At 72.2% G+C, this 18,174-nt stretch carries 15 protein-coding genes; all 15 read left to right on the forward strand.

From position 1 onward, the window contains the following. The first annotated feature begins 331 nt into the window (after positions 1-331). The 15 genes from mraZ (at position 332) to BMZ92_RS34605 (ending at position 18,160) form a co-directional block, all read left to right on the forward strand. Positions 332-763 (forward strand): division/cell wall cluster transcriptional repressor MraZ, encoded by a 432-nt coding sequence (gene mraZ / locus BMZ92_RS34535; protein ID WP_091516624.1) that lies wholly within the window; start codon positions 332-334, stop codon positions 761-763. Positions 764-948: 185 nt separating this feature from the next. Next, a complete protein-coding gene (gene rsmH, locus BMZ92_RS34540) occupies positions 949-1,902 on the forward strand; it encodes a 16S rRNA (cytosine(1402)-N(4))-methyltransferase RsmH (RefSeq protein WP_091516532.1) in 954 nt (317 codons plus the stop codon). Then, a complete protein-coding gene (gene ftsL, locus BMZ92_RS34545; RefSeq protein ID WP_091516535.1) occupies positions 1,899-2,549 on the forward strand; it encodes a cell division protein FtsL in 651 nt (216 codons plus the stop codon). Before rsmH ends, ftsL begins: the two co-directional genes overlap by 4 nt. Then, entirely contained in the window at positions 2,549-4,450 is a 1,902-nt protein-coding gene (locus BMZ92_RS34550; RefSeq protein ID WP_091516537.1) for a peptidoglycan D,D-transpeptidase FtsI family protein, read from the forward strand. The genes ftsL and BMZ92_RS34550 overlap by 1 nt, the downstream gene beginning before the upstream one ends. Before the next feature lie 331 nt (positions 4,451-4,781). Further along, entirely contained in the window at positions 4,782-6,374 is a 1,593-nt protein-coding gene (locus tag BMZ92_RS34555) for a UDP-N-acetylmuramoyl-L-alanyl-D-glutamate--2,6-diaminopimelate ligase (protein WP_091516540.1), read from the forward strand. Then, the gene (locus BMZ92_RS34560) at positions 6,371-7,831 is read left to right on the forward strand and encodes a UDP-N-acetylmuramoyl-tripeptide--D-alanyl-D-alanine ligase (protein ID WP_091516543.1); all 1,461 of its coding nucleotides are present in this window, start codon (positions 6,371-6,373) and stop codon (positions 7,829-7,831) included. The genes BMZ92_RS34555 and BMZ92_RS34560 overlap by 4 nt, the downstream gene beginning before the upstream one ends. Next, positions 7,828-8,892, forward strand: coding sequence for a phospho-N-acetylmuramoyl-pentapeptide-transferase (gene mraY, locus BMZ92_RS34565; protein ID WP_091516546.1), 1,065 nt, complete (start codon positions 7,828-7,830; stop codon positions 8,890-8,892). The genes BMZ92_RS34560 and mraY overlap by 4 nt, the downstream gene beginning before the upstream one ends. A gap of 2 nt (positions 8,893-8,894) precedes the next feature. Then, entirely contained in the window at positions 8,895-10,271 is a 1,377-nt protein-coding gene (gene murD, locus BMZ92_RS34570) for a UDP-N-acetylmuramoyl-L-alanine--D-glutamate ligase (protein WP_245783429.1), read from the forward strand. Then, the gene (gene ftsW / locus BMZ92_RS34575) at positions 10,268-11,689 is read left to right on the forward strand and encodes a putative lipid II flippase FtsW (RefSeq protein WP_091516548.1); all 1,422 of its coding nucleotides are present in this window, start codon (positions 10,268-10,270) and stop codon (positions 11,687-11,689) included. Before murD ends, ftsW begins: the two co-directional genes overlap by 4 nt. Next, the gene (gene murG / locus BMZ92_RS34580; protein WP_091516551.1) at positions 11,686-12,786 is read left to right on the forward strand and encodes an undecaprenyldiphospho-muramoylpentapeptide beta-N-acetylglucosaminyltransferase; all 1,101 of its coding nucleotides are present in this window, start codon (positions 11,686-11,688) and stop codon (positions 12,784-12,786) included. Before ftsW ends, murG begins: the two co-directional genes overlap by 4 nt. After that, a complete protein-coding gene (gene murC, locus BMZ92_RS34585) occupies positions 12,783-14,162 on the forward strand; it encodes a UDP-N-acetylmuramate--L-alanine ligase (RefSeq protein WP_091516552.1) in 1,380 nt (459 codons plus the stop codon). Before murG ends, murC begins: the two co-directional genes overlap by 4 nt. After that, positions 14,159-14,947, forward strand: a complete 789-nt coding sequence (locus BMZ92_RS34590; RefSeq protein ID WP_091516555.1) for a cell division protein FtsQ/DivIB — start codon at positions 14,159-14,161, stop codon at positions 14,945-14,947. The genes murC and BMZ92_RS34590 overlap by 4 nt, the downstream gene beginning before the upstream one ends. 361 nt (positions 14,948-15,308) lie before the next feature. Beyond that, the gene (gene ftsZ, locus BMZ92_RS34595; RefSeq protein WP_091516558.1) at positions 15,309-16,586 is read left to right on the forward strand and encodes a cell division protein FtsZ; all 1,278 of its coding nucleotides are present in this window, start codon (positions 15,309-15,311) and stop codon (positions 16,584-16,586) included. A gap of 31 nt (positions 16,587-16,617) precedes the next feature. Then, entirely contained in the window at positions 16,618-17,316 is a 699-nt protein-coding gene (pgeF, locus tag BMZ92_RS34600; RefSeq protein ID WP_091516561.1) for a peptidoglycan editing factor PgeF, read from the forward strand. Positions 17,317-17,416: 100 nt separating this feature from the next. Then, on the forward strand, positions 17,417-18,160 hold the full coding sequence (locus BMZ92_RS34605; protein ID WP_091516628.1) for a YggS family pyridoxal phosphate-dependent enzyme: 744 nt from the start codon (positions 17,417-17,419) through the stop codon (positions 18,158-18,160). The last annotated feature ends 14 nt before the right edge of the window (positions 18,161-18,174 follow it).

The following is an 18,174-nucleotide window of genomic DNA, read 5'->3' on the forward strand; positions in this document are numbered from 1 at the left end:
CCCCGGCCCCCTCCCCCCACGCCCGCCCCCACCCCTCCCCACCGCCGCACCCCCACCGGTCCCCACCTCCCCCACCCCCACCCACCCCGGCACCCCCACCACGCCCCCTCGGCCTCCTCCGGAGGGCCCGTCGGGACCCTCGCTACCCCCGCCGTGGGGGAGGGGCGGCGGCGTCCCCCACGTTTCCCCCACCTGGCCCCACTGGCGCTCACCTGCGGAAACGCCGGGATTTTCGCTCGGACGGGGGGATCGCCCGCGTTGACTGTGGTGAAAAGTGGGGTACCGTGGTGCGCAGTGGGGCGGAAGGGAGGCCCCGTGGGAGGTGGGGCCGGTGTTCCTCGGTACCCACACCCCGAAACTGGACGACAAGGGGCGGCTCACGCTGCCCGCGAAGTTCCGCGACGCGCTGGCAGGTGGGCTCATGGTCACCAAGGGGCAGGACCACTGTCTCTACGTCTTCCCGCGCGCCGAGTTCGAGCAGATGGCCCGCAAGGTCGCCGAAGCGCCGTTCACCAACGAGGCGGTTCGCGCCTACCAGCGCTACCTGTTCGCCGGAACGGACGAGCAACGCCCTGACGGGCAGGGGCGCATCGCGATCGCGCCCGAGCTGCGGCGCTACGCCGGGCTCAGCAAGGACTGTGTGGTGATCGGTGCGATCACCAGGCTGGAGATCTGGGACGCGCAGGCGTGGCAGACCTACCTGGAGGAGCACGAGGACAGCTACGCGAAAGCGCAGGAAGAGGTTCTGCCGGGCGTGTTCTGACGACGTTGCGGTGAAGGCCGGCACCCACGCCGTCGGGGGGCGGGGGTTCCGGCGAGGACGACTCGACTTCGGATGCCGTGAGGCCTCTGTCCGCTCAGCGGCCCTGGTGCACCTTCCCCGGCACCAGGTCCTCAGCGGGCGGGCGGGGACCTGACGGCATCCGTTTTCTGTACAGCGATGAGGGGGTGGTCGTGGCCGAACACGTGCCGGTGCTGCTCGAGCGTGTGCTCGACCTGTTCGCCCCCGCGCTCGCCGACCGCCCCGCCGTCGTCGTCGACGCGACCGTCGGCCTCGGCGGCCACGCCGACGCCCTGTTGTCCGCCCACCCGCGGCTGCGCCTGATCGCGCTGGACCGGGATCCCAACGCGCTGGAGCGTTCGCGCGAACGCCTGGCCCGTCACGGCGAGCGCGTCGAGTTCGCACACGCCGTGTACGACCGGCTCCCCGAGGTGCTGGCCGAGCGCGGGCTGTCGCATGTGGACGGTGTGCTGTTCGACCTCGGCGTGTCCTCGATGCAGCTGGACCGGGCCGAGCGCGGCTTCGCCTACGCGCGCGACGCACCGCTGGACATGCGCATGGACCCGACGACCGGGCCGACCGCGGCGGACGTGCTGAACACGTACCCGCCGGGCGAGCTGGTGCGCATCCTGCGTGACTACGGCGAGGAACGGTTCGCCCAGCGCATCGTCAAAGCCGTTGTGGCGGAACGGGAACGCGAGCCCTTCACCCGCAGCGAGCGGCTGGTGAAGCTCCTCTACGACGCCGTCCCCGCGGCGAGCAGGCGCACCGGCGGCCATCCGGCGAAGCGCACGTTCCAGGCGCTCCGGATCGAGGTCAACGGCGAGCTGGAAGTGCTGCGCCGCGCGGTCCCCGCCGCCCTGAAAGCGCTTTCCGTCGGCGGCCGCATCGTCGTGGAGTCCTACCAGTCGCTGGAGGACCGCATCGTCAAGCAGGCGTTCGCGGAGCTGGCGCGCTCCCGCACACCACCGGGCCTGCCGGTGGAACTGCCCGGCCACGGGCCGGAACTGAAGCTGCTGACCCGAGGGGCCGAGAAGGCCGACGAAACCGAGACCGAGCACAACCCGCGCGCCGCCTCTGTGCGGCTTCGCGCGGCGGAACGCATCAGGGAGGGCACATGACAGCGCCCACGCGGACCCGGCGCAAGCCGGCCGAGACGCCGTCGCGGACCGGGACGAAGGAGGCCACGCGCGTCGAGCGCCGGTCCTCGCGCACCGGGCAGCGGACGAGCGCCGCGGAGCGCGCGTACGCGCGCCGGGCCCAGCGCGTCGACCTGTTGCGCCGCGGCGAGACCGAGCGGAAGCAGCCGGGCCGCGGGCCGCGGCTGGGCTGGCCGCGTTCCCGGGCGTCGTTCGTGCTGATCGTGATGCTGCTGCTGGCGGCGGGTGTGGCGACCACGCTGCTGCTGTCGACGCAGGCGATCGCGGACTCCTACCGGCTCGAGCAGATCCGCGAGGAGAACGCGAACCTCGTCGAGCAGTCGGAGCTGCTGCAGCAGGGCGTGACGAAGGCCGAGTCGGCGTCGTCGCTGGCGGCGCGCGCCAAGGCGCTCGGCATGGTGCCCGCGGGCAACCCCGCGCACCTCGTGCTGAACCCGGACGGCTCGATCACCGTCGTCGGCACCCCGCAGAAGGCCGTCGGCCAGGCCCCGCCCGCCACCACGACGCCCACCCCGCCCCCGGCGAACCCGGCGGGCACCGCCCCGATCGAGGGTGACGTGGCGCAGGGCGACCAGCAGCAGCCCGCCGTGCAGGGTGGTGGTCAGTGATGCCGGACCGGGGACGGTCCCGCCGGCGCACGTACACCGCGCGGGTCCGCCAGGTCGCGGGCAGGCCCGCGGCGGCCACCGGCAAGGGCCGGTACGTCGCGGTGCGCGTGGTGCTCGTCGGCGTGCTCGTGGTCGCGGGCCTGAAACTGGTGCAGGTGCAGGGGTTCCAGGCCGAGGCGCTGTCGGCGAAGGCGGAGAACCAGCGCACGACGACGATCACGATCCCCGCGCAGCGCGGCGCCATCGAGGACCGCAACGGCGTGAAGCTGGCGTTCAGCGTGGAAACCCGTGCGCTGTCGGTGAACCTGAAGATCATGCGGAAGAACTGGGCGGAGTACGCGCAGAAGAACCCGCAGCTGGGGCAGAACTTCGAGACCCGCGCGGCGGCGGCCGCGAAGTTCATGGCCGCGAAGCTGCCCGGCAAGGTGACCGAGGCCGAGCTGCTCGCCGACTTCCACAAGCAGCAGGACTTCACGTACCTGGTCAAGGACGTCGAGCCGTCGGTCGCGGAGGAGATCACCGGGAAGTTCCCGGAGATCGGCAGCGAGACGCAGGCCGCGCGCGAGTACCCGGGCGACACGCTGGCGGCCAACGTCGTCGGGGTGGCGAACTGGCGCACCGACGACCCGGACGTGTCCAAGCACAACCTGCACGGCATCGCGGGCCTGGAGATGACGCGGGACAGCGACCTCGCGGGGAAGCCGGGGCAGTACGTCGCGGACACCGCGCAGGGCAGCAACAGCGTGATCATCCCGGGCACCGAGCGCGACGTGCAGCCCGCGACCGCGGGCAACGACCTGGTGCTGACGCTGGACTCCGACGTGCAGTACGCGTTGCAGAGCCAGCTGGCGGACTACGTCGCCAAGTCGCACGCGAAGGGCGGCAGCGCGGTCATCATGGACGCCAAGACCGGCGAGATCTACGCGCTCGCCGACAACCGCACGTTCAACCCGAACGACCCGTCGACCTACTCGGACCCGGGGCTGAACCTCGAAGCGGTCAGCACGCCGTACGAACCCGGTTCGGTGAACAAGGTCATCACCGCGACGGCGGCGATCGACACCGGCGTGACCACCCCCGAGCAGGTGCACGACGTGCCCGGCTCGCTGGTGGTGGCCGACCACACCATCCACGACGCGTGGTCGCACGGCACGGTCAAGTTCACCACGACGGGGATCTTCGCGAAGTCGTCGAACGTCGGGACGCTGCTGCTGGCGCAGCAGGTCGGACCGGACCGGTACATGCAGTACCTGCAGAAGTTCGGCATCGGGCAGAGCACGGGGCTGGGCCTGCCCGGCGAGAGCCGCGGTTCGGTGCCGCCGCGCAACACGTGGACCGGCACGACGTTCGGCAACCTGCCCATCGGCCAGGGTCTGTCGATGACGGTGGTGCAGATGGCCGGGATGTACCAGGCGATCGCCAACAACGGGCTGCGCGTGCAGCCGCGGATCGTCAAGGAGGAGGTCCGGCCGGACGGGACGGTGGTGCCGGAACCGGCGCCGCAGTCGGTGCAGGTGGTGAGCCCGCAGACCGCGACGACGGTGCGGAACATGCTGCGGGCGGTCACGCAGAGCGGGAAGAGCGGCAACAGCGGCACGGCGCCGACGGCGGCGCTGGAGGGGTACCAGATCTCCGGCAAGACCGGCACGGCGCAACAGGTCAACCCGGCGACGGGCGCGTACAGCGACTCGCTCTACAACATCACGTTCGCCGGCATGCTGCCCGCGGACAACCCGCGCTTCGTGATCGGCATCCGGCTCGACGCGCCGGACACGACGCTGCCGGCTGGGCACTCGGCGGCGCCGCTGTTCCACGACCTGGCCTCGTACCTCACGCAGCGGTACCAGATCCCGCTTTCCCCCGAGCCGACGCCGTACATGCCCTTGCAGATCAACCAGTGAGGCTCGTGCCACCGCCCGCGGCGCCGCTCCCCGGCGACGCGGGCGTGCCGCGCTGCCCGGAAAACGACGCCGGGACGCGGCCGGCTCGATGGCGTCCGGAATCGCGAGCAACGGTTGCACGCGGGCACGCCGCTGGGACGACCCGTTGTAGGCGGTCGAACCAGCCGTCAGTTCGCACACCGCGCCCAGGATCTGTTCCGGCGTGAATCCTGTTCCTCGACGAAGTGGCAGGTCTTCGACCGCCCCGGCCGCCCCTGTTTCCCTCGCCAACACCGCCGCAAGCCCCACCGGCTCACGGAACCGCCGCGCGTCGTCGGTAACCTTTCCGCCTGTGTCGGTCAACAACGAGGGGCAGGTCCCGGACAGCCCGGTCAAGGCGGCGGTCGCGCCGCCGCGGCCCGCGCGGATCGAGCCGGTTCCGCTCACCACGCTGGCCGCCCGCGCCGACGCGCGGCTGATCGCGGATTCCGCGGCCTGGCCCGGCGAAACGGCGGTCACCGGAGCCACCCTGCGCGCCCAGCACGTCCTCCCCGGCGACCTGTTCGCCGCCCTGCCCGGCGCCAGGGCCCACGGAGCGGACTTCGCCGCACAGGCGCTCGCCTCGGGCGCCGCCGCCGTCCTGACGGACGAGGAGGGGGCACAACGGCCCGCGCTGCGCGACGCCGGTGTCCCCGTGCTGGTGCACCCCGACCCGCGTGGCGTGCTCGGCTCGGTCGCCGCCTGGATCTACGGCGAACCGTCGCTGGAACTGGCCGTGCTGGGCGTCACCGGCACCTCCGGCAAGACCACGACGGCGTACCTCGTCGAGTCGGGGCTGCGGGCGGCCGGCCGCACGACGGGGCTCATCGGCACCGTCGAGACCCGGATCGCGGGGGAGCGGCTCGCGAGCGCCTTCACCACGCCGGAGGCGCCGGACCTGCAGGCGCTGTTCGCGGTGATGGTCGAGCACGGCGTCACGCACGTGCCGATGGAGGTCTCCAGCCACGCGCTCGCGCTGGGCCGCGTCAACGGCACCCGGTTCGCGGTCGGCGCGTTCACCAACCTCTCGCAGGACCACCTCGACTTCCACAAGGACATGCAGGAGTACTTCGAGGCGAAGTCGCTGCTGTTCGACGGCCGGTCGGCCACCGAGGTCGTCGTCATCGACACCGCGTGGGGCCAGGCTCTGGTCAAATCGCACACGATCACCGTGTCCACCCAGTCCGGCGTGGACGCCGCGTGGACGGCGGCCGACATCGACACGACGCCGACCGGCGAGCAGTCGTTCACCCTGCAGGGCCCCGACGGCCGCACCGCCCGCGCGACGCTGCCCCTGCCTGGCACCTTCAACGTCGCCAACGCGCTGCTGGCGGCCGCGATCCTGGACACCACCGGCGTGGGGCTGGACGAGATCGTCAAGGGGCTCGCGAGCGTCGAGGTGCCGGGCCGCATGGAGCGGGTCTACCTCGGCCAGGGCTTCACCGCCGTCGTGGACTACGCCCACAAGCCGGCCGCGGTCGCCGAGGCGCTCGACGCGCTGCGTGCCCGCACCAAGGGCCGCATCATCACCGTGCTCGGCTGCGGTGGCGACCGCGACACCGCCAAGCGCCCGCTGATGGGGGAGGCCGCCGCGCGGCGCAGCGAGGTGCTCATCGTGACCGACGACAACCCGCGCTCGGAGGACCCGGCGCTGATCCGCGCCGCGATGCTCACCGGTGCCCGCGCCGCCCGCGCGGGCTGCCGGGTGCTGGAGATCGGCGACCGGCGCGCCGCCATCACCAAGGCGGTCGAGCTCGCCGAGCCGGGCGACGTCGTGCTGATCGCGGGGAAGGGGCACGAGACCGGCCAGGAGGCCGGTGGCGTGGTGCACCCCTTCTCCGACCGTGAGGAGCTGGCGGCCGCCATCCGGCACCGGCTCGAGGGACAACCAGGAGTATCCGCTTGATCTCGCTCACCCTGGCGGAGATCGCCAGCATCGTCGGAGGGACGGTGCACGACGGAGACGGCGCCACCGTCGTCACCGGCAGCGTCGAGTTCGACTCCCGCAAGCTCACGCCCGGCGGCCTGTTCGTCGCGCTGCCCGGCGAGAAGGTCGACGGGCACGACTTCGCCGCGAAGGCCATCGAGTCCGGCGCGGCGGGCGTGCTCGCCGCACGGCCGGTCGGGGTGCCCGCGGTCGTCGTGCCGCCGTTGCCGCCCGGGCAGGCCCACGAGCGGTCGGTCGCCCTCACCGGCGACATCGACGGCTCCGGCGCGGCCGTGCTGGCGGGGCTCGCCAAACTGGCCCGGTACGTCGTGCGGGAGCTGTCCGCGAAGGGCCTCACCGTCGTCGGCGTGACGGGCTCGTCGGGCAAGACGTCCACCAAGGACCTCATCGCCCAGTTGCTCGAACCGCTGGGCCCCACGGTCGCGCCGCCCGGCTCGTTCAACAACGAGCTGGGCCACCCGTGGACGGCGCTGCGGGCCGACGAGTCCACGCGGCACCTGGTGCTGGAGATGTCCGCGCGCGGCGTGGGCCACATCGCGGACCTGGCGCGGACGGCGCCGCCCCGCATCGGCGTCGTGCTCAACGTCGGTTCCGCGCACGTCAGCGAGTTCGGTTCGCGCGAGGCGATCGCGCAGGCGAAGGGCGAGCTGGTCGAGGCGCTGCCGGAGGACGGCGTCGCGGTGCTCAACCGCGACGACCCGCTCGTGTCGGCGATGGAGAGCCGCACCAAGGCGCGTGTCGTCGGTGTCGGCGAGCACCCCGACGCCGAGGTGCGGGCCGAGAACATCGCGCTCGACGAGCAGGCCCGGCCGTCGTTCCGCCTCGTCACCGCGCAGGGCTCGGCCGAGGTGAAGCTGCAGCTGCACGGGGAACACCACGTGGGCAACGCGTTGTCCGCCGCCGCGGTCGCGCTCGAGCTGGGTTCCACTGTGGACGAAATCGCCACCCGGCTGTCCACTGTGGAGCGCCGGTCGGCGCGCCGGATGGAGGTCACCACCCGGGCCGACGGGGTGACGATCCTCAACGACTCCTACAACGCCAACCCGGAGTCCATGCGCGCCGCGCTCAAGGCGCTCGCCTCGATGAGCCGCGGAAAGCGATCTTGGGCGGTCCTCGGTGAGATGGGCGAACTGGGTGCCGATAGCGTGTCCGCGCACGACGAGATCGGCCGCCTCGCGGTCCGGCTCAACATCGGCAAGCTGGTGGTCGTCGGAGAAGGTGCGGCCCCCATGCACCAGGGCGCCAGTCACGAGGGCTCCTGGGGAGAGGAGTCCGTGCTGGTGCCCGACACCGATGCCGCGATCGCGCTGCTGCGCGAGCAGCTCGAACCCGGTGACGTCGTGCTCGTCAAGGCTTCCAACTTCGCCCAGCTCTGGCGGGTGGCGAACGCGCTGCTCGAGGATGGTGTTGCGTGATCAGCATTCTGGTCGCCGCGGGGATCGGGCTCCTGGTCTCCATTCTGCTCACCCCGTACCTGATCCGGGTGTTCTCCCGGCAGGGGTTCGGTCAGGAGATCCGTGAGGAGGGCCCGCAGGGGCACAAGTCCAAGCGCGGCACGCCCACGATGGGCGGCGTCGCGATCATCCTCGCGATGCTGGCCGGGTACTTCCTGGCCCACCTGATCAACTGGCAGCGGCCCTCGGTGTCCGGCCTGCTGGTGCTGTTCCTGGCGGTGGGGCTGGGCGTCGTCGGGTTCCTCGACGACTTCATCAAGATCCGCAAGCAGCGCAACCTCGGCCTGAACAAGACCGCGAAGCTGGTGGGCCAGCTCGTCGTCGCGGTCGCCTTCGGCATCCTGGTGCTCAACTTCGCCGACAAGTACGGGCTCACCCCGGCCTCGCGGAACCTGTCGTACGTGCGCGACCTGGCGCTGATCACGTTCCCGTCGGTGCTGTTCGTGGTGTTCGTCTACATCGTGGTCTCCGGCTGGTCCAACGCCGTGAACTTCACCGACGGCCTGGACGGGCTCGCCGGCGGCGTGTCGGCGATGGTGCTGGCGACCTACGTCGTGATCGCGTTCTGGCAGGAGCGGCTGTCGTGCGTGAACACCCCGCAGGCGGCCTGTTACGACGTGCGCGACCCGCTGGACCTGGCGGTGGTCGCCGCGGCGGCGGCCGGGGCGTGCATCGGCTTCCTGTGGTGGAACGCGGCCCCGGCGAAGATCTTCATGGGCGACACCGGCTCGCTCGCGCTGGGCGGCCTGGTGGCGGGCCTGTCGATCACGACGCGCACCGAGCTGCTCGCGATCGTCATCGGTGGCCTGTTCATGGTCGAGATGATCTCGGTGGTGCTGCAGATCGCGGTGTTCCGCACCACGCGGCGGCGGCTGTTCCGGATGGCGCCGTTCCACCACCACTTCGAACTCGCCGGGTGGGCGGAAACCACGGTGATCATCCGGTTCTGGCTGCTCGCGGCGATCTGCTGCATGTTCGGCCTCGGGCTCTTCTACAGCGAACAGCTGAGCGCGGGAGGCTGAGCGTGTTCGCCGGACGTCACGTCCTCGTCGCGGGTGCCGGGGTGACCGGGCGCTCGGCGGTGCCCGTCTTGCTGGAGCTGGGGGCGCGCGTCACCGTCACCGACGGCGACGCCGCGCGGCTGGCCGAGTTCGAGGGCACCGGCGCGGGGACCGCGCTGAGCCTGGCGGAGCCGCCCGCCGACGTGGACCTCGTGGTCACCAGCCCCGGCTGGCGGCCCACGTCGCCGCTGCTCGTGGCCGCCGCGGAGGCGGGCATCGAGGTGATCGGTGACGTCGAACTCGCCTGGCGGCTGGGGCAGACGCGGGAAAAGCCGCCCGTGTGGCTCGCGGTCACGGGCACCAACGGCAAGACCACGACCGTCGGCATGCTGGAGTCCATCCTGCGTGCGTCCGGGCACAACGCGATCGCCTGCGGCAACGTCGGTTACGCCGTGCTCGACGCCGTCCAGGGCGGGTACGAGGTGCTCGCCGTGGAGCTGTCGAGCTTCCAGCTGCACTGGTCGAACACGCTCGCCCCGCGGGCCGCCGTCGTGCTCAACCTCGCCGAGGACCACCTGGACTGGCACGGCTCGATGGAGGCCTACGCGGCCGACAAGGGCAAGCTGCTGGAGCGCGCCGAGGTCGTCGTGCACAACGCCGACGACGCGTGGTCCACGCGCCTGGCCGCCGCGAACGAGTCCGCGCGGCACGTCGGCTTCCGCCTGGACACCCCCGCGCCGGGGGAGCTGGGCCTGGTCGAGGACCTGCTGATCGACCGCGCGTACGTGCTCGACCCAGCGACGAGCGCCGAGGAGCTGTGCACGGTCTCCGACGTGCGCCCCGCCGGACCGCACAACGTCGCCAACGCGCTCGCGGCCGCCGCGCTCGCCCGCGCGTACGGCGTGAGCACCGAGGCGGTCGCGAAGGGGCTGCGGGAGTTCCAGCCCGGTGCGCACCGCGCGGTCGAGGTCGGCGAGGTCGACGGCGTCCGCTACATCAACGACTCCAAGGCCACCAACCCGCACGCCGCGGCGGGTTCGCTGCTCGCGCACCCCGGCGTCGTCTGGATCGCGGGCGGGCTGCTCAAGGGCGCGCACGTCGACGACCTCGTCGCCGCCGTCGCCGACCGGCTGCGCGGGGCGGTGCTCCTGGGTACCGATTCCGGGGTGATCGCCGCCGCTCTCGCGCGACACGCGCCGAATGTCCCCGTCCGGACCGTCCCGCCGGGTCACGATGAACCCATGAGTGCGGCGGTAGAGGCGGCCCGAGTGCTGGCACGTCCCGGTGACGTCGTGCTGCTGGCACCGGCAGCGGCATCGATGGACCTGTTCCGGGACTACGCCCACCGTGGGAACGCCTTCGCTGAGGCGGTGCGTGAACTCCCGCGGCGGCGTGGATGACGGCGCTCGAAGACAGACCCCAGGCGGAGGAGCCGCGCCGGGAACGGCCGGAGCGCCGGATCGGCACGGTCTACACGGCGCTGACGGCGTGGCTGTCGCGCCCGCTGGCCGACTTCCACCTGGTGCTCGCGCTGACCGGGTTGCTGACGTCGATCGGCATCGTGATGGTGCTGTCGGCGTCCTCGGTCGCGTCGGTCGACCCGGCCACCGGCTCGGGCGTGTACTCGCTGTTCAAGAAGCACCTGGTGTTCGTGCTGTCCGGCTCGGTCGTGTTCTACGTGGGCCTGCGGCTGCCGCTCAAGCGCATCCGCGCGCTGTCGTCGATGGCGGTGCTGGTCTGCCTCGGCATGCTCGCGCTCGTGCTGACGCCGCTGGGCTCGGCGGGCGGCGGCGCGCAGCGCTGGTTCGTGATCGGCTCGTTCTCGGTGCAGCCGGTGGAGTTCACCAAGGTCGCGCTCGCCCTGTGGGGCGCGCACGTCCTGGTCACCAAGTACGGGCTGCTGCACCAGTGGCGGCACCTGCTCGTCCCGGTGGTGCCGGTGGCGCTGCTGATGTTCGCGCTCGTGATGGCGCAGCCGAACCTGTCCGGCACGATCACGCTCGGCGTGGTGCTGGCGTCGCTGCTGTGGTTCGCCGGGGCGCCGAAACGGTTGTTCGCGGTGCTGTTCGCCGGCGGGATCGCGGGCGTGGTGGTGCTGGCGCTGACGGCGAGCTACCGCGCCGCGCGCGTGCTGTCGTTCCTCTCGCCCGCCAACGACACCAGCGGCGCGGCCTACCAGGCCACGCAGGCCAAGTACGCGCTCGCCGACGGCGGGCTGTTCGGCAAGGGGCTGGGGCAGGGCCCGTCGAAGTGGGCGTACCTGCCCAACGTGCAGAACGACTTCATCTTCGCCGTGATCGGCGAGGAGCTCGGTTTCGTCGGCTGCGTCGTGGTGATCGGGCTGTTCGTCGGGCTGACCATCGTCGGGCTGCGCATCGCCACCCGCAACCTCGACCCGTGGATCCGCATCGTGGCGGGCACGCTGACCGTGTTCACCGTGTCGCAGGCCGGGATCAACATCGGGTACGTGGTCGGGCTGCTGCCGGTCACGGGTGTCACGCTGCCGCTGATCTCGGCCGGCGGCACCTCGATCTGGGTCACGATGTTCCTCATGGGCGTGCTCGCGAACGCGGCGAGGCACGAACCCGAGTCGGTCGCCGCACTGCGTTCGCAGGGACCGGGTAAATTCGGTCGCCTCCTGCGGTTGCCCGCGCCCGACGTCTACCGCCCACCCACCCGGCGGCGAGGCAGCGGACGCGCCACGGCCTCCCGGGGGGCCCGGCCGTCCGCGCGCCGGACCCGTTCTGCCCAGCCGGCGGAGCGGCGGCGCGCGGCGCGGGACTACGGTAGACGTTCGACGCGAAGAGGAACCACGTGAGCAAAGCCGTGAGCGGGCGGGCCCCCACCGTCGTCGTGGCGGGTGGCGGCACCGCCGGACACATCGAGCCCGCGATGGCGCTCGCCGACGCGGTGAAGCGCCTGCGGCCCGACGCCACCGTCGTCGCCCTCGGCACCCCGAAGGGCCTGGAGAACGAACTCATCCCCCGGCGGGGGTACCCGCTGGAGCTGATCCCGCCGGTGCCGCTGCCGCGCAAGCCGACCGCCGACCTGCTGCGCCTGCCGCTGAAGGTCCGCGACTCGGTGAAGCAGGCGCGCGCGGTGCTGGACCGGGTCGGCGCGGACGTCGTGGTCGGTTTCGGCGGCTACGTCTCGCTGCCCGCGTACTTCGCGGCGCGCGGGCGGGTGCCGATCGTCGTGCACGAGGCCAACCAGTCGCCGGGCCTGGCGAACCGGGTGGGCGCGCGGTTCGCCGCCCGCGTCGCCGTGGCCGTGCCGGGCACGCCGCTGCCGGGCGCCGAGGTGATCGGCATCCCGCTGCGCCGGTCCATCACGTCGCTGGACCGCGCCGCGCTGCGGGCCGAGGCCCGCAAGCACTTCGACCTCGACCCGGACGCGCCGACGCTGCTGGTGTTCGGCGGTTCGCAGGGCGCGCGGTCGATCAACAACGCGGTTTCCGGTGCGGCGAAGGACCTCGCCGACGCCGGGATCGGCGTGCTGCACGCGCACGGCCCGAAGAACACGCTCGCCGTGCAGGAGTTTCCCGGCCGCCCGTCGTACGTGCCGGTGCCGTACCTGGAGCGGATGGACCTGGCATACGCGGCGGCGGACATGGTGCTGTGCCGTTCGGGCGCGATGACGGTGGCCGAGGTGTCGGCCGTCGGCCTGCCCGCGGTGTTCGTGCCGCTGCCGATCGGCAACGGCGAGCAGGCGACCAACGCCAAGCCCGCGGTGGACGCCGGTGCCGCGCTGCTGGTACCGGACGCGGAGCTGACCCCGGCGAAGGTGGCCGAGCTGGTCGTCCCGCGGCTGACCGATCCGGCCGAGCTGGCGAAGATGGGCGCGGCGGCGGTCGGCATGGGCCACCGCGAGGCCGACGAGGTGCTGGCGCGGATCGTGCTGGAGGTGGCGGAATGAGCGTTCCCCCGCAGCTGGAGCGCGCGCACCTGATCGGCATCGGCGGCGCGGGCATGAGCGGGATCGCCCGGATCCTGCTGGCGCGCGGCGCGAAGGTGTCCGGTTCGGACGCCAAGGACTCGCGGGCGTTCCTCAGCCTGCGTGCGCAGGGCGCCCGGATCGAGATCGGGCAGCGCGCGGAGAACCTCGGTGAGCCGAGCGCGGTCGTGGTGTCCACGGCCATCAAGGAGACGAACCCGGAGCTGGCGGCGGCGCGCGAGCGCGGGATCCCGGTGCTGCACCGGGCGCAGGCGCTCGCGTTGCTGATGGAGGGGCACCGGGTCGCGTGCATCGCCGGTACCCACGGGAAGACGTCGACGACGTCGATGCTGACGGTCGCGTTGCAGCACTGCCGCCTCGACCCGTCGTTCGCGATCGGCGGTGACCTCAACGAGTCCGGCGCGAACGCGCACCACGGCGAGGGCGGGATCTTCGTCGCGGAGGCGGACGAGAGCGACGGTTCGTTCCTGACGTATTCGCCTTCGGTGGCCGTGGTGACCAATGTGGAGCCCGATCACCTCGACCACCACGGCACACCCGAGGCCTACACGGCGGTGTTCACGGAGTTCGTGAAGCGCATCCAGCCGGACGGGCTGCTGATCGTGTGCGGGGACGACGCGGCGGCGAGCGCGCTGGGCGAGCAGGCGGGCATGCGCGTGCAGCGGTACGGCCGCACGGTCACCGGCGAGGACGACGCGCGCGTGCTGGACTACCGGGCGACCGACACCGGCGGCATGGTCCGGATCTCCCTGCGGGGCGAGGAAATCCTCGTGCCGGTCGCGGTGCCGGGCGAGCACATGGCGCTCAACGCGGTGGCCGCGCTGCTGGCCGGGATCGAGCTGGGCGCGCCCGTCGACGGGCTGGCCGAGGGGCTCGGCGCGTTCGGCGGGGTGCGGCGGCGGTTCGAGTTCAAGGGCCGTGCCGGGGACGTGCGGGTGTACGACGACTACGCCCACCACCCGACGGAGGTCGCGGCGCAGCTGCGGGCGGTGCGGCACGCGGCGGGCAGCGGCCGGGTGGTCGTGGTGTTCCAGCCGCACCTGTACTCGCGCACGAAGACGTTCGCGGCGGAGTTCGCGCAGGCGCTGTCGCTGGCGGACGAGGTCGTGGTGCTGGACGTGTACGGCGCGCGCGAGGAGCCGCAGCCGGGCGTGTCGGGCGCGTTGATCGCGGACCGGATCACCGGTGCGGGCGTGCACTACGAGCCGGCGTTCGACCGCGTGGTGCCGCTGGCGGCGGACCTGGTGAAGCCGGGTGACCTGCTGGTGACGATGGGCGCCGGGGACGTGACGCAGCTCGGTCCGGAGATCCTGGCGGAGCTGGACCGGCGGGCATGACGACGCGGGTGCAGCGGCGGAGGCCGTCGGCGCGGCGGACGACCGGCAGGCCGGTGCGCAGCCACCGGGGCCGCCGTCCGCTGACCGCGCGCAACCGCACCGGCACGGGCGTCAGCAGGCGCCGGGCGCTGCGGCGGCGGTGGGTCGCGCTGCTGACGGTGCTCACCGTGATCACCGTGGTGTACCTGGTGCTCTTCACGTCGTTGCTGGGCGTCCGCTCGGTGGAGGTGGAGGGCGCCAAGACGGTGCCCGCGGACCAGGTCCTCGCGGCGGCGGACGTGCCCGACCGCAAACCGATGATGTTCGTCGACACCGATGCCATCGCCGCCCGGGTGCTGAAGCTCCCGGGCGTGGCGACGGTGGACGTGTCGCGGTCCTGGCCCTCGACGGTCGAAATCGCGGTGACCGAGCGGACGCCGGTGGGCTGGTTCAGCCGGGACGGTGGCGTGCACCTGGTGGACAGCACCGGCCTGGATTACAAGACCGTGCAGAACAAGCCGGAGAAGCTGCCCGAGCTGAGCCTGCTCAACGTCGCCCCGGACGACGCGGTAACGCGCTCGGTCGTGGCGGTGCTGGCGAGCCTCCCGCAGCCGCTGAAGGACCAGGTGACGGTCGTGCGGGCGCAGACCCCGGGCGGCGTGGAGTTCACCCTGGCCAACGGCAAGGTGGTGCGCTGGGGCAGCGCGGACGACCCGGACCGGAAGATGAAGGTCCTGACGGTGCTGCTGACCAGGGAAGGCCACACCTACGACGTGGCGAGCCCGGACCTGCCGACCGTCTCTTGAGGACGCTCCCTTCCCGCCGCTCAGCAGGCGCGCCGGCGCCGGTGGACCCCGGTACCCAGGCACGAGGCGGGACCAGGGAAAAAGAAAGAATGCCTCGACTGCGGTCAGGCGACGGCATGCTCACCCAACTCCGGGGCGGGCTCCTTGACGCCACCCGGTGTGGGGAGAAAAGTGTTGGCGGTCCGGTGATTTTGCACCGCCTTGCGCGACACGCGGCGTGGCTGCTGGATTCCGGCCTGCCTGATCCCTACCGTCCTGCACCAAGCCAGAAGTTGACATAACTCTAAGTCTCAACTTGAGGTTTACGGTTGTGCCACTCCGGCGAGCGGTACGAGTACTCACGATCAGGAAGGCGGACCCGATGACGCCCCCGCACAACTACCTCGCGGTGATCAAGGTCGTCGGCATCGGCGGTGGCGGTGTCAACGCCGTGAACCGCATGATCGAGGTCGGCCTCAAGGGTGTCGAGTTCATCGCGGTGAACACCGACGCGCAGGCACTGCTGATGTCCGACGCCGATGTCAAGCTCGACATCGGCCGCGAGCTGACCCGTGGCCTCGGCGCGGGCGCCAACCCCGAGGTGGGGCACAAGGCGGCCGAGGACCACCGCGAGGAGATCGAGGAGGTGCTCAAGGGCGCCGACATGGTCTTCGTGACCGCGGGCGAGGGCGGTGGCACCGGCACCGGTGGCGCACCGGTCGTCGCCTCGATCGCGCGGAAGCTCGGGGCGCTCACGATCGGCGTGGTCACGCGCCCGTTCACCTTCGAGGGCAAGCGGCGCGGCAAGCAGGCCGAGGACGGCATCCAGGCGCTGCGCAACGAGTGCGACACCCTGATCGTCATCCCCAACGACCGGCTGCTGCAGCTCGGCGACATCGGCGTCAGCCTGATGGACGCGTTCCGCTCGGCCGACGAGGTGCTGCTCTCCGGTGTCCAGGGCATCACCGACCTCATCACCACGCCCGGTCTGATCAACCTGGACTTCGCCGACGTCAAGTCGGTCATGTCGGGCGCGGGCAGCGCGCTGATGGGCATCGGTTCCGCGCGCGGCGAGGGCCGGGCGGTGCAGGCCGCCGAGAAGGCGATCAACTCGCCGCTGCTGGAGGCCTCGATGGAGGGGGCGCACGGCGCGCTGCTGTCCATCGCGGGCGGCTCCGACCTCGGCCTGTTCGAGATCAACGAGGCCGCCTCGCTGGTCCAGGAGGCCGCGCACCCCGACGCCAACATCATCTTCGGGACGATCATCGACGACTCGCTCGGCGACGAGGTGCGGGTGACCGTCATCGCCGCCGGGTTCGACGCCGGCGCCCCGACGCACAAGAAGCTCGAACCGCCCGCCGTGGGCTCGCGCCCGTCGACCACGACGGCGTCGGCCGAGGCGGGGCAGGTGCGCACGCCGCCCACCCCGTCGAGCCCGCCGCCGCCCGCCTCGGGTGCCTTCCCGCCGCCGCGCACCTCGACGCCCTCGTCGTACCCGCCTCCGCCGCAGTCGCCGTCGCTCCCGCAGCCCGGCACCGGATCCCGCGGCGCGTACCCGGCGCCGCGCAACGGGCAGGGCAGCCTGCCGGGCCGCGCCGTGCCGGTCACCGACGACCCCACCGACGACGAGGTCGACGTTCCGCCGTTCATGCGCCGCTGACCTCCGCGCCCGTTTCTGGGAAGGTGGAGACGTGCGCATTCGACGGGTGGTGACGACCCGGGCAGGCGGGTCGTCGGCAGGCAACTACGAATCCTTCAACCTCGGCGACCACGTCGGCGACGACTCCGCCGCCGTGGCGGCCAACCGCAAGCGGCTGGCCGACGAGCTGGGGCTGGACAGGATCGCCTGGATGGAACAGGTGCACGGGCGCACCGTCACGGTTGTCGACGGCACCGAGGACGGCCCGGCCGAGGCGACCGACGGGCTCGTGACCGCCACCCCCGGCGTCGCCGTGGCGGTGCTCGTCGCCGACTGCGTGCCGGTGCTGCTGGGTGACGCCGAGGCCGGCGTCGTGGCGGCCGTGCACGCGGGCCGCGTGGGCGCGCGCGTGGGGGTGGTCCCGGCGACGCTCAAGGTGATGACGGAACTGGGCGCGCGCCCGGAGCGGATCGAGGTCCTGCTCGGCCCTGCCATCTGCGGCGAGGACTACGAGGTGCCCGCCGACATGGCGCGTGACGTCGAGAAGCACCTGCCCGGCAGCGCGACCAAGACCCGCAAGGGCACGCCGGGTCTGGACCTGCGTGCGGGGCTGTGGCACCAGCTCGCCGAGGCGGGTGTCGGCAAGATCGGCGTCGATCCGCGCTGCACGTTCGAGGACAAGACGTTGTTCAGCTACCGCCGCGACGGCACCACGGGCCGGATCGCGGCACTGACGTGGATCGAAGAATGAGCGACGACGACCGGAGGGAGGAGTCGCTCCGATTGGTACAGCGCGCTCGTGCCTCGCGGACGTTGCCGCGGACCGAGGAACGAGGGGAGTGGGAACGTCCGTGAGCGGGGAACGCAAAGAGCAGCTGGCGAAGGCACTGGAGCAGGTCGAGGCGCGCGTCCGGAAGGCGTGTGAGGCGGCGGGACGCGCCCGCGAGGAGGTGCGGCTGCTCGCCGTCACGAAGACGTTCCCCGCGTCCGACGCCGCGTTGCTGACCGACCTCGGGCTCACCGACCTCGCCGAGAACCGCGACCAGGAGGCGGGCGCGAAGGCCGCCGAGGTCGCGCGGCTGCGGCCGGAGGCGGGGATCCGCTGGCACATGGTGGGCCGGCTGCAGCGCAACAAGGCGCGTTCCGTCGTGCGCTGGGCCGACGAGGTGCAGTCCGTGGACTCCGTCCGGCTGGCCGCCGCGCTCGACAAGGCGGTGCTCGCCGAAGGCCGCCCGAAGCTGGACGTGCTCGTGCAGGCGAGCATCGACGGCGACCCGGCGCGTGGTGGCTGTCCGCTTCCGGAACTCGGCGAACTGGCGGCCTACATCGCCCGGACGGGTGGGTTGCGGCTGCGGGGCGTGATGGCCGTGGCGCCGCTGGGCGCCGACCCCGCACCGGCCTTCGAAAAGCTGGCTCTCGCTGCGGAAAAGCTCCGTCGCGACCACCCGGGAGCCACTGAGCTGTCCGCGGGCATGAGCGGCGATCTGGAGCAGGCGATCGCGCACGGTTCGACCTGTGTGCGTGTCGGAACCGCGTTGCTCGGTGGCCGCGGTTTAGCCTCGATCGCAAGCGGATCACCCGGAAGTGCGCGATGATCTCCGGGTAATCG

The organism is Amycolatopsis sacchari (genome assembly GCF_900114035.1).
Lineage (GTDB): Bacteria > Actinomycetota > Actinomycetes > Mycobacteriales > Pseudonocardiaceae > Amycolatopsis_E > Amycolatopsis_E sacchari.

Coding starts and splice junctions, on each gene's coding strand:
- BMZ92_RS34590 (WP_091516555.1), top strand. CDS start 14,159: ATGACGACGCGGGTGCAGCGGCGGAGGCCGTCGGCGCGGCGGACGACC.
- ftsW (WP_091516548.1), top strand. CDS start 10,268: ATGACGGCGCTCGAAGACAGACCCCAGGCGGAGGAGCCGCGCCGGGAA.
- ftsZ (WP_091516558.1), top strand. CDS start 15,309: ATGACGCCCCCGCACAACTACCTCGCGGTGATCAAGGTCGTCGGCATC.
- BMZ92_RS34550 (WP_091516537.1), top strand. CDS start 2,549: ATGCCGGACCGGGGACGGTCCCGCCGGCGCACGTACACCGCGCGGGTC.
- ftsL (WP_091516535.1), top strand. CDS start 1,899: ATGACAGCGCCCACGCGGACCCGGCGCAAGCCGGCCGAGACGCCGTCG.
- murC (WP_091516552.1), top strand. CDS start 12,783: ATGAGCGTTCCCCCGCAGCTGGAGCGCGCGCACCTGATCGGCATCGGC.